The organism is Mycobacterium parascrofulaceum ATCC BAA-614, assembly GCF_000164135.1.
Classification (GTDB): Bacteria; Actinomycetota; Actinomycetes; order Mycobacteriales; family Mycobacteriaceae; genus Mycobacterium; species Mycobacterium parascrofulaceum.
Genome location: NZ_GG770554.1, coordinates 420,652 through 430,092, shown reverse-complemented (window position 1 = coordinate 430,092; position 9,441 = coordinate 420,652). Strand labels below are relative to the sequence as shown.

At 68.3% G+C, this 9,441-nt stretch carries 14 protein-coding genes; 8 read left to right on the top strand and 6 right to left on the bottom strand.

Going from position 1 to position 9,441, the window contains the following annotated elements:
- Positions 1 to 69 precede the first annotated feature (69 nt).
- Together HMPREF0591_RS12110 and mscL are read left to right on the top strand one after the other, a co-directional pair.
- A complete protein-coding gene (locus HMPREF0591_RS12110; RefSeq protein ID WP_007168841.1) occupies positions 70 to 747 on the top strand; it encodes an SAF domain-containing protein in 678 nt (225 codons plus the stop codon).
- 66 nt (positions 748 to 813) lie between these two features.
- Positions 814 to 1,272 (top strand): large-conductance mechanosensitive channel protein MscL, encoded by a 459-nt coding sequence (gene mscL, locus HMPREF0591_RS12105; protein WP_007168840.1) that lies wholly within the window; start codon positions 814 to 816, stop codon positions 1,270 to 1,272.
- A 26-nt stretch (positions 1,273 to 1,298) separates the two neighbouring features.
- Here mscL and HMPREF0591_RS12100 read toward each other — a convergent pair whose 3' ends face one another.
- The 5 genes from HMPREF0591_RS12100 to rpmF form a co-directional block, all read right to left on the bottom strand.
- Positions 1,299 to 1,856 (bottom strand): MogA/MoaB family molybdenum cofactor biosynthesis protein, encoded by a 558-nt coding sequence (locus tag HMPREF0591_RS12100; RefSeq protein WP_007168839.1) that lies wholly within the window; start codon positions 1,854 to 1,856, stop codon positions 1,299 to 1,301.
- Positions 1,856 to 3,343, bottom strand: coding sequence for a S1C family serine protease (locus HMPREF0591_RS12095; RefSeq protein ID WP_040622385.1), 1,488 nt, complete (start codon positions 3,341 to 3,343; stop codon positions 1,856 to 1,858). Before HMPREF0591_RS12095 ends, HMPREF0591_RS12100 begins: the two co-directional genes overlap by 1 nt.
- A 77-nt stretch (positions 3,344 to 3,420) precedes the next feature.
- On the bottom strand, positions 3,421 to 4,965 hold the full coding sequence (locus tag HMPREF0591_RS12090; protein WP_007168837.1) for a HAMP domain-containing sensor histidine kinase: 1,545 nt from the start codon (positions 4,963 to 4,965) through the stop codon (positions 3,421 to 3,423).
- Between the two features lie 16 nt (positions 4,966 to 4,981).
- A complete protein-coding gene (gene mprA, locus HMPREF0591_RS12085) occupies positions 4,982 to 5,671 on the bottom strand; it encodes a two-component system response regulator MprA (protein ID WP_007168836.1) in 690 nt (229 codons plus the stop codon).
- Positions 5,672 to 5,737: 66 nt separating this feature from the next.
- Positions 5,738 to 5,911, bottom strand: a complete 174-nt coding sequence (gene rpmF, locus HMPREF0591_RS12080) for a 50S ribosomal protein L32 (protein ID WP_007168835.1) — start codon at positions 5,909 to 5,911, stop codon at positions 5,738 to 5,740.
- A 666-nt stretch (positions 5,912 to 6,577) separates the two neighbouring features.
- Here rpmF and HMPREF0591_RS12070 point away from each other — a divergent pair.
- The gene (locus tag HMPREF0591_RS12070; RefSeq protein WP_040622384.1) at positions 6,578 to 6,766 is read left to right on the top strand and encodes a MerR family transcriptional regulator; all 189 of its coding nucleotides are present in this window, start codon (positions 6,578 to 6,580) and stop codon (positions 6,764 to 6,766) included.
- Positions 6,767 to 6,831: 65 nt separating this feature from the next.
- Here the strand turns inward: HMPREF0591_RS12070 and HMPREF0591_RS12065 are convergent, their stop codons facing one another.
- Positions 6,832 to 7,131: a hypothetical protein gene (locus tag HMPREF0591_RS12065; RefSeq protein WP_007168832.1), complete on the bottom strand. Its 300-nt coding sequence runs from the start codon at positions 7,129 to 7,131 to the stop codon at positions 6,832 to 6,834.
- A 98-nt stretch (positions 7,132 to 7,229) separates the two neighbouring features.
- Between HMPREF0591_RS12065 and HMPREF0591_RS12060 the strand changes: the two genes are divergently transcribed.
- The 5 genes from HMPREF0591_RS12060 (at position 7,230) to HMPREF0591_RS32310 (ending at position 9,376) form a co-directional block, all read left to right on the top strand.
- A complete protein-coding gene (locus HMPREF0591_RS12060) occupies positions 7,230 to 8,021 on the top strand; it encodes a phage antirepressor KilAC domain-containing protein (protein ID WP_007168831.1) in 792 nt (263 codons plus the stop codon).
- A 151-nt stretch (positions 8,022 to 8,172) separates the two neighbouring features.
- The gene (locus HMPREF0591_RS12055; protein ID WP_007168829.1) at positions 8,173 to 8,418 is read left to right on the top strand and encodes a hypothetical protein; all 246 of its coding nucleotides are present in this window, start codon (positions 8,173 to 8,175) and stop codon (positions 8,416 to 8,418) included.
- 61 nt (positions 8,419 to 8,479) lie between these two features.
- Positions 8,480 to 8,797 carry a hypothetical protein gene (locus HMPREF0591_RS12050; protein WP_007168828.1) on the top strand — a complete coding sequence of 106 codons (318 nt, stop codon included), beginning with the start codon at positions 8,480 to 8,482 and terminating at the stop codon, positions 8,795 to 8,797.
- A gap of 85 nt (positions 8,798 to 8,882) precedes the next feature.
- On the top strand, positions 8,883 to 9,230 hold the full coding sequence (locus tag HMPREF0591_RS12045; RefSeq protein ID WP_007168827.1) for a DUF6197 family protein: 348 nt from the start codon (positions 8,883 to 8,885) through the stop codon (positions 9,228 to 9,230).
- Entirely contained in the window at positions 9,227 to 9,376 is a 150-nt protein-coding gene (locus tag HMPREF0591_RS32310; protein ID WP_157137501.1) for a hypothetical protein, read from the top strand. Before HMPREF0591_RS12045 ends, HMPREF0591_RS32310 begins: the two co-directional genes overlap by 4 nt.
- The last annotated feature ends 65 nt before the right edge of the window (positions 9,377 to 9,441 follow it).

Below are 9,441 nucleotides of genomic sequence, written 5' to 3'. Positions count from 1 at the left end.
TAGGCGGTTATCCACAAACCCGACCGCCGTCGGCATCGCCGGTGAGCGCGTCGCGCCTACCGTTGCCGCGTGGGCGAATCGTCGCTGAATCCCAGCCTGTTCAGCCGCCTGATGATGCTGCGCCCGGACTGGACGCGGACCGTGCTCGCGCGGCGCGTCGCCGCGGGCGGGCTGGTCGTCTTGGCCGGCCTGGCCGCACTGCGCGCCAACCCGGCCGGTGACTACGCCGACGTGGTGGTCGCCGATCACGACCTGCGGCCCGGCGCCGCGTTGACCCCGGCCGATGTGCGTCTCGAAAAGCGTTTGGCCACAACCCTTCCCGACGGCGCGCTGGCCGACGTGAGCGCGGTGGCCAATTCGACACTGACCGGCCCGGCGCGGCGCGGCGAGGTGCTCACCGACGTGCGGTTGCTGGGCAGCCGGCTGGCCGACGCCGCGATCGCCTTGAAGGCGGGACCCGGCGCCCGCCTCGTGCCGCTCCGCCTGGCCGACAGTGCCCTCATCGAACTGGTCCGCGTCGGCGACGTCGTCGACGTGCTCGCCGCGCCGGCAGCGGGGACGCCGGGCACGCCCCAGGCCGTCCCCAGGGTGGTGGCCACCGACGCCGTCGTGGTGCTCGTGTCGGCCAAGCCAAAAGCCCAGGCCGCGGATGGTGACCGCGTAGTGTTGGTGGCGCTGCCGGCTCGCGTGGCGAACACGGTGGCGGGCTCGGCGCTGGGTCAGGCGGTGACCCTCACCCTGCACTGAGCGCCTCGCCGCGTTGGCCACGCACCCGACAGCAAACTCTGTCCAATCCCAGGAAGGACATCGGGAATGTTCAAAGGGTTCAAGGAGTTTCTCTCGCGGGGCAACATCGTCGACCTGGCCGTCGCGGTGGTCATCGGTACCGCCTTCACCGCGCTCGTCACCAAGTTCACCGACAGCATCATCACCCCGCTGATCAACCGGATCGGCGTCAAGCAGCAGTCGAACGTCGGCGTCTTGAAGATCGGCATCGGCGGCGGTCAAACCATCGACCTGAACATCCTGCTGTCCGCGGCGATCAACTTCGTGCTGATCGCCGCGGTCGTCTACTTCTTCGTGGTGCTGCCCTACAACACACTGCGCAAGCGGGGCGAGGTCGAGCAGGCGGACGACGCCCAGATCGTGCTGCTCACCGAGATCCGCGACCTGTTGGCAGAAACCAACGGCGACTCGTCCGGCAAGCACGGCGGACCGGGCACGACGCCCCCTCCAGACCACGGACCCCGCGCGGACGCCGAGTCACAGTGACGCGGTGATGCCCCGCCGTCGGGCGGTCAGATCTCCAGGCTCGACAGCTGGCCGATGATCTGCGCGGCCAGCGGGTTCAGCGTCGCCATCCCGTCGCGCACCGCGTAACGGGAACCGGCCAGGTTCACCACCAGCGTGCTTCCCGACACCCCGGCCAGGCCGCGGGACAAACCGGCGTCGATGATCCCGGCCGACAGCCCCGAGGCGCGGACGGCCTCGGCGATGCCGAGGATTTCACGATCCAGGATGTCGCGGGTGGCCTCGGGCGTGACGTCGCGCGGCGTGACGCCCGTCCCGCCGACGGACACCACCAGGTCGACCCCGCCGATCACCGCGGTGTTGAGCGCGTTGCGGATCTCGACCTCGTCCGCCGCGACCGCGACCACGCCGTCGACGACGAAGCCGGCCTCGGTCAGCAGCTCGGTCACCAGCGGCCCGCTGTGGTCCTCGTCCCCGTGGGCGGTGCGATCGTCCACGACCACGACCAACGCCCGGCCGACGACCAACTCCGCACCCGTTTCCATGGGTGCCACCGTATAGCCGAGCTCCGACAGTCCCGCCGCGGAGGGTTCTTCCACTCGCATTACTGATCCGCCTTCCCCAGGGTCACCGGCACGGTACGGCTGCCACCAGCGGGATCCTGGAAGGTCAGCGAAATCTTGTCGCCGGGCGCCTTGGACCGCACGGCGGCAACCAGGGCGTCGGCGCTGTTGATCGGGCGGTCGTCGACCTTCGTGACGATCACGTTCTTGGGCACTCCGGCCGTCGAGGCCGCACCACCCGGCACCACGTCGACGATCTTGGCGCCCGGGGAGCCCTTGTCGTTGGTCACCTGCACGCCGAGCGAGGCGTGGGACGCCTTGCCGGTGCTGATCAGCTCGTCGGCGATCCGCTTGGCCTGGTCGACCGGGATCGCGAACCCGAGGCCGATCGACCCGCTCTGCGCGTCCGGCGAGTCCGCGCCCAGCGTGGCGATGGCCGAGTTCACGCCCACCAGTTGGCCGTTCATGTTGACCAACGCGCCACCGGAGTTACCCGGGTTGATGGCGGCGTCGGTCTGGATCGCGTCCAGCACCGTGTTCTGGTTGCCCGACTCACCGGTGGTGGACACCGGCCGATTCAGCGCGCTGACGATCCCGGTGGTCACGGTGCCGGACAGACCCAGCGGCGAGCCGATGGCCACCACCGGTTGCCCGACCCGCAGATCCGACGAGGAACCCAGGGAGATCGGCGTCAGGCCGGACACGCCCTGCACACGGATCACGGCGATGTCACTGGTCGGGTCGGTACCGACGACCGTGAACGGCGCGGTGCGGCCGTCGGCGAAGGTCACCGTGGTCTTGGGGGCCGGACCGCCCAGCCCGCCACCGGGACCCCCGGGCGGACCGCCGGGAGGGGCACCGGGGGCGCCGGTCGCCTTCGGCGGCCCGGCGGCCGCCGCGACCACGTGGTTGTTGGTCAGGATGAGCCCGTCGGCGGAAAGGACGATGCCCGAGCCCTCTTCGGACTGACGGCCCAGGTCGGTCTCCAGCATGACGACGCTGGGCACCACCTTGGCCGCCACCTGCTCGACGCTGCCCGGCGGCATGTTCGCCGCCGGGACGCTGGGCGCGCTTCCGCCGATGACGCTGTGCCCATTGGCGTTGGTGGTGTGCGTGCCCAACTCGACCGCCGTCGCCGCGGCGCCGCCGATGCCGGCCGAGACCACCGCGATGGCCAACGCGCTAACCGTCAACAGCCCTGCGCGGGACCGCTTTTGGGGCCCAGGGGGTGGCATCGGCGGCAGCATGCCGGGAATCGGGCCGGTCCCAGAGCCGCCACCCGGGATGGGGCCCGCCCCGGTCCCGCCCGGTATCCGGCCCGGGCCCGTGCCGCTGAACGGGTCATAGGGCTGCCGGAATTGCGTTGTCTGCGACTGGTGCCGCCAGTCGAACGCCTGGCCATACGGTTGCTGGTGCCCCTGGCCGTAAGCAGAGGTCCCCGCGTGGCTCGGGGCGGACGCAGCCTGATTCGGCACGGGACGGTATCCCGGCTGCTGCGGCGGTGGCGAATACCTCGGGTCATTCGTCATGGCGCTAGGTCGCTCTTCCTCTATCTCACTAAATCGGCCCGTCGGCTCGACTGGGCTCTCCAACAGTAGCTGCAGACTTACCTTGCCCGCGCGGACTGAGAGTCCACTGAGATAACGTTCGACGGTTCCCGAGAGTTCGGCTGATCGGTCGCCACCGGGCCGGTGGCCTCCGATTCTTCGTCGGTGTACCCGGCGGGGGGCGCCGGATACGCCGAGGGCGGCATCGGCCGGCCGGGAAGCAGGACGTAAAACGAGGTCCCCGGCGGCTGGCCACCGGGCACGGTGTCCTCGACGCGGAGCAACCCGCCGTGATTGAGCACGACCTTCTTGACGATCGCCAGCCCAAGGCCGGAGCCCGGCATCGCGCGCGCCGTCGTCGAACGATAGAACCGCTCGAAAACCAACCGGCGTTCGTGCGGCGGGATGCCGGGGCCGTGGTCGGACACCACCAACTCGGCGTGCGACGGGTCGAGCTGCCGCATGGTGACGCCGACGCGCCCGCCCGGCGGGCTCCATTTGGCGGCGTTGTCCAACAAGTTCAGCACGGCGCGCGACAGCCCGGCGGCGTCGCCGAACATCTGCCAGGGCGTCACGTCGACGTCGAAGTGAATGTCGTTGCGGCGCCGCCTGACTCGCTCCAGGCTGCGGTCGACCACCTCGGACATGTCGACCGGTTCGTGCACCACCTGGCCGGCGTCGTCGCGGGTGAGGTCCACCAGATCGCCCACCAGCGTGGACAGTTCCTCGATCTGCGCCAGCACGTCGGCGCGCAACTCGACCATCTCCTGCTCGGGCAGCCGCGGCGCCCCCGGCTCCATCGACGCCATCAGCAGCTCCACGTTGGTGCGCAGCGACGTCAGCGGGGTGCGCAATTCGTGCCCCGCGTCGGTGACCAGCCGCGCCTGTCGCTCGCGGGACTCGGCCAGGGCCCGCAGCATCAGGTTGAAAGCCTCGGTGAGCCTGGCCAATTCGTCGCTACCGAACACGGGGATGGGCCGCAGGTCGTCGGTGCGCGCCACCCGCTCGGCGGCCTGGGTCAGCCGTGCCACCGGACGCAGCCCGGCCCTGGTGACCATGCCGCCGGCCACCGCGGCGACCGCGACCCCGACGCCGCCCACGATGAGCAGCACCCAGCGCAGCTTGGTCATCACGGCCTCGGTCGGTTTGAGGCTCTTGGAGATCAACAGCGAACTGCCGTTGGGCAGGTGGATCGCCAGGACGCGTTGATCCAACGCGGTGCGGCGGGACATGAACAGGTCGCCGCGGATCACCGCCTTCTCCGCCGCGCCGACCGGCAACGTCTGGCCCGGCTGCTGCGCGGTGTAGATCGAATGGCCCGGGTTCACCAGCATCGCGTTGACGTCCGAATAGGCGGTGCCCTCGATCGCCTTTCCGGGGTCGGCGGCCAGTGAACCGCTGGCGATCAGCAACTGCGCCCGGCTTTGCAGCTGGTTGTCGATATCGCTATACAGCGCAGCCGAAATCACCGCGTAGACGGCGAAGGCCATCAGCACGACCACCATCGCCACCATCGACATCGCCAGCAGCATGACCCGCCACCGCAGGGACAGCGAGCTGGTGGCGCGCAACGGGACGCGTTGGGGCCGGTTGTACCGGATCATCGTTGCGGGCGACCCGTCACGGTGGCGTCTCCCGAAGGACATAGCCCACGCCGCGCACCGTGTGGATCAGCCGTGGCTCACCGTCGGCCTCGGTCTTGCGGCGCAAGTAGCCGACGTAGACCTCCAGCGCGTTGCCGGAGGTGGGGAAGTCGAACCCCCAGACCTCCTCGAGGATCCGGCTGCGGGTCAAGACCCGGCGCGGATTGGCGATCAGCATCTCCAGCAACGCGAATTCGGTGCGGGTGAGGCTGATTTGGCGCTGCCCGCGGGTGACCTCGCGGGTCACCGGGTCCAGCGTCAGGTCGGAGAACTTCATGGCCACCGATTCGGCGTCCTCGTCGTCCGGCTTGGTGCGGCGCAGCAGCGCCCGCATCCGGGCCAGCAGCTCTTCGAGCGCGAACGGCTTCGGCAGGTAATCGTCCGCGCCGGCGTCCAGCCCGGCGACCCGCTCGGAGACCGAATCGCGGGCGGTGAGCACCAGGATCGGCAGGTCGTCGCCGGTGCTGCGGAGCTGACGGCACACCTCGAGGCCGTCCAGCCGCGGCATCATCACATCGAGGACGAGCGCGTCGGGGCGGTCGCTGGCGATCATCTCGAGCGCCTCCAGCCCGTCATGGGCCAGCTCTACCGAGTAACCATTGAAGGAAAGCGACCGCCGCAGCGACTCACGCACTGCGCGATCGTCATCGACGACCAGTATCCGCACGGGCCTAGTGTCGTCCCGACGCCTGAGAGCGGCCTGAGAGGCGCGCCGGGTGTCTGCCGAGATTAACTAACGCCGGTCCAGGTCGATCAGACCGAGGCGGGCGGCCTTGAGCAGCCGACGGGGCACCTTGTGCTTCTGCCCCGCGACCGTCACACCGACGAGTTCCGTCTTGGTGGCCTTCCACTGCGCGCGACGGCTACGGGTGTTCGCGCGCGACATCCTGCGCTTGGGTACGGCCATGGTCGGGCCCAACTCCTCGTCTCGGGGGCTTGCTTATCGCACGGCGTGGCCGATACGGCCGAACGTGCGACGATTGCTACCAGGATAGTCGCTGGCCTGCTGCTAGCCAAAACGGCGCCCTCGAAGCCCTCGAAGCCCTCGAAGCCCAGATTGCCGTGACGGCTGTGATCGGCGCCCGGTCCACGACCGTGGCGGCAATCTCGGCGTGGGAGGCGAGGGACATCTCCTTGACGGGGCACCGGCGCGACCCGCTAACCTACCGGTTGGTGTGTCCCTCCTACTACGTTTGCCAGGGGCCATTCTGGTCTAGGGTCTCCCACCATTAGCCAGATCAGGTCGCACTTAGTGCGAGCCGCGATCTGCTTGCAGACGCCCTCATAATCGCGGGGACGTCGCCCCGACAATTCCCATTCGCGCCAGGATTGCGGGCTGATACCGCAAGCTAATGCGGCCTCTTTGGCGTTCCATCCCATTTCGTGCCGGACGAGAACCAGCCGCGCGGCGAAGCTGTCTGTGTCCGGTATCCAGGGCACTCGTTTCGCGTTCATACAGAAAGTGTGCATAAGTCGTGCGCATCGCGCAAGACGTGACCCTGATCGTTTACTGTGCATTCCACACGGCATGTCGTGATTGACACGATTCCATAACAGTGCGAGCATGCTCCATATGCCAGAAGTCGTGCTACTCACGACATCCGAGGTCGCAAAACGATTCCGAGTTGACTCGTCAGCCGTGCGCCGCTGGGTGTCCGAAAACCGCCTCAGACCCACCATCAAAACCCCCGGTGGCCACTACCGCTTCAGCGAAGACGACCTCGCCGCGTTCTCCGGGACCGCAGCCAAGGACGCGTCGTGAGCGGGCTCTCTGGCCTTCCCGAGCTGCTCACCGAGGACCGGGTCCGGGAGGTCGTGCGCGAGGAGTTAGCCGCCCACGCCGAACTCGCCCATGATCGCGTCCAACGTGGACTCGGGGAGCCCGGGGCGCCCGGCCAGCTGTTCGAGCCGGTTCTCCAAAGTGATGACGCAGACCGTCAGAGTTGCCGCGAGCGTTTCGATGTTCTGCGAGAGCTTTTCGAGGGATGTTTCACCGTCATCCTCAGCGACGGGGCGCAGGGCGGCGAACAGATTCAGAACGCCGTGAGTCGCTGGCATCGTTTCCGGGACATGGTTCGTGAGGGCCCGGATTCCGTCTCGGGCTTCGTCGGGGGTGGGGACGACCATGATGCTTCTCCTTCGCTGGTTGGTGACACAGGAAGCGTAGGAGACGGGCCGGGCCCGGCCGATGAAACCGGGCCCGGCCACACCCCGGGCGGTACACGGTGAGCGCCGTCGAGCTGTTCACCTACGAAGAGACCGCCCAGATCCGGACCGTCACCATCGACGAGCGCCGGTGGGCTGTCGCCGCCGACATCTGCGCCGCGATCGACATCAGGGACGTCTCCGCTGCGATAGCGAAGCTGGACCAGCGGGACAAGATGGTTATCCGCAGGTCAGATACTCCGGGTTCAAACCAGGGTATCTGGCAGCAAATCTCACCCCGAGTTCAGTCGATCGGCCTTGTCTCCGAAGACGGCGCGACTGACCTCGTGCTCGAGTCACGCAAGCCCGAGGCCCGCAGGTTCCGCCGATTCTTGACCCATGAGGTATGGCCGGCGATCCGCGACACCGGCTCCTACTCCACCGTCCCCACGCTCACCGACGACGAACTGATCCACCGCGCGCTCGAAGTCAGCGCGCGCCGCGTCGCCGAGCTGACCGAACGCGTGGCCGAACTCGAACCCCAAGCCGCGGTGGCGACGAAGCTCCTCGACGCTGAAGGCGACCTGTCTGTGCGCGACGCCGCGACGTCACTTACCCGTGCCGGCATCAAGATTGGCGCTGGCCGATTGTTCGCCGAACTGGAACGCCGAGGCTGGATCAAACGCGCCCTCGGCGACGGCCGGTACCGCGTCATGCAGAAGGCGATCGAAACCGGCTACATGTCAGTGCTGCCTCAGTCTCACTATCACCCGAAGACGGGCGTCCTGGTCCTTGATCCGCCGCAGCCACGTGTGACTCCCAAGGGCTTGCAGCGGTTACTCGGCGACTACGACAAGGGCGGTAGTCGGTGAGCGCGGCCGTCACCTTCGGCGGGATCTGCGACCGCTGCCTCAAACCGTTCCACACACCGCGGTTCCCGAATGACTGCCTGTGCCGCGCCTGCCACCTGGGCGCCCTGTCGCCGGTCGAACGCGCGGTCGCGCTCGTGAGTGGAGCGGTGTCGTGATCAACGCGTTGCGGACGCTCGCCGCCGCTGGCTTCGACGCCCTCGCGCACATCGCCTATCCGGCCGCTGACGCGATCTGGGAGGAGCGCCGCCGGCGCCCCGACGCTGAACTGATCCTGCTCGACGAGATGTCTGATCACCTCGGCGTGATCCGGGCGCAGCTCGAAGACGTCCGGAACCTGCTGCAACAGCAGAACTCGTTGGCGCTCGGCCTGCCCGGCCTCCCGCGCCACACCAAATAGAAGCGGCCCGCGCCGGAAGACAGCCAGCGCGGGCCAAACCCACGGAAAGGAACCAATCCCTGTGAGTGCACCGATTCTAACCGGCCCCAAACGAATCCTGCGGAAATGGCGCCAACGGCGCGACCTGCCGATCGTCCGGCTCGAACCCGGGCCCACCGACGACGAGATCGAATTCGGCAACGACCTTGACTACTTCCGCGGCCTGCTCGACGCGATCCACACCAACCGCATCTACCGGCGCGGCACCGTCGCGCCGTTCCCGTCGATCATGTCGACCACGCTGGACGTCGCGCTCTACCTGGTGCGCAAGGACTTCCCCGACCAGGTGGCCGGCGAGCTGGCTGCGTGGCGCGCTGACATCGCAGCGGCCGCAGCATGAACGACTCGTGGCTTGGCCCGTGGGCGTTCTGGGTCGTCGTGTTCGGGCTGATCTTCGGATACGCGCTACTCGGGTCGGTGGCCCGATGAAGAACCTGTTGTACGCGGCGCCCGCGCTGGTGCCGCCGGAGCCGATCGAGATCATCGAGGCGCTCGAGACCGCCCGGACGCTCGTCGGCCCGCACCTACCCAAAGGCAACGCCATCGAGCGCATCGGCAACTGGGGATGCTTCTGCATTGTCGCCTCGATCACCGCAGCGTCACGCACCAAGCAGATCCGCGACGCCGCGCTCGCCTGCGCCCGCTACGCGCTGCCTGGGCGTTTCCACGGCCACAGCATCGTCGAGTACAACGACCACCCCTCCACCACCGTCGACGACGCCAAGACGTTGCTGCAGCGGGCCAAGGGGCTCGTCGGGACGGTCGCCGCATGAGCCGCCACGTCCGTGGTCTCTGTCCCGTCTGCTGGACCCGCGTGCACCGCACCCCGGTGGGGAAGATCGCCGGCCACTTCGACAAAGCCCGTCAGTACTGCCCGGCCAGTTGGGAGACCTACGCCATCACGATCGGGGCGGCATGAGCGATTACGACGAATGGCGCGCGGCCGTCGCCGGAATGAGCGAGATGGACCGCGCCGCCTGGGAC

Excerpts from the sequence above, each read along its gene's own strand:
- mscL (WP_007168840.1), top strand. The coding sequence starts at position 814 with ATGTTCAAAGGGTTCAAGGAGTTTCTCTCGCGGGGCAACATCGTCGAC.
- HMPREF0591_RS12100 (WP_007168839.1), bottom strand. The coding sequence starts at position 1,856 with ATGCGAGTGGAAGAACCCTCCGCGGCGGGACTGTCGGAGCTCGGCTAT.
- HMPREF0591_RS12095 (WP_040622385.1), bottom strand. The coding sequence starts at position 3,343 with ATGACGAATGACCCGAGGTATTCGCCACCGCCGCAGCAGCCGGGATAC.
- HMPREF0591_RS12090 (WP_007168837.1), bottom strand. The coding sequence starts at position 4,965 with ATGATCCGGTACAACCGGCCCCAACGCGTCCCGTTGCGCGCCACCAGC.
- rpmF (WP_007168835.1), bottom strand. The coding sequence starts at position 5,911 with ATGGCCGTACCCAAGCGCAGGATGTCGCGCGCGAACACCCGTAGCCGT.
- HMPREF0591_RS12070 (WP_040622384.1), top strand. The coding sequence starts at position 6,578 with ATGCCAGAAGTCGTGCTACTCACGACATCCGAGGTCGCAAAACGATTC.
- HMPREF0591_RS12065 (WP_007168832.1), bottom strand. The coding sequence starts at position 7,131 with ATGGTCGTCCCCACCCCCGACGAAGCCCGAGACGGAATCCGGGCCCTC.
- HMPREF0591_RS12045 (WP_007168827.1), top strand. The coding sequence starts at position 8,883 with ATGAAGAACCTGTTGTACGCGGCGCCCGCGCTGGTGCCGCCGGAGCCG.
- HMPREF0591_RS32310 (WP_157137501.1), top strand. The coding sequence starts at position 9,227 with ATGAGCCGCCACGTCCGTGGTCTCTGTCCCGTCTGCTGGACCCGCGTG.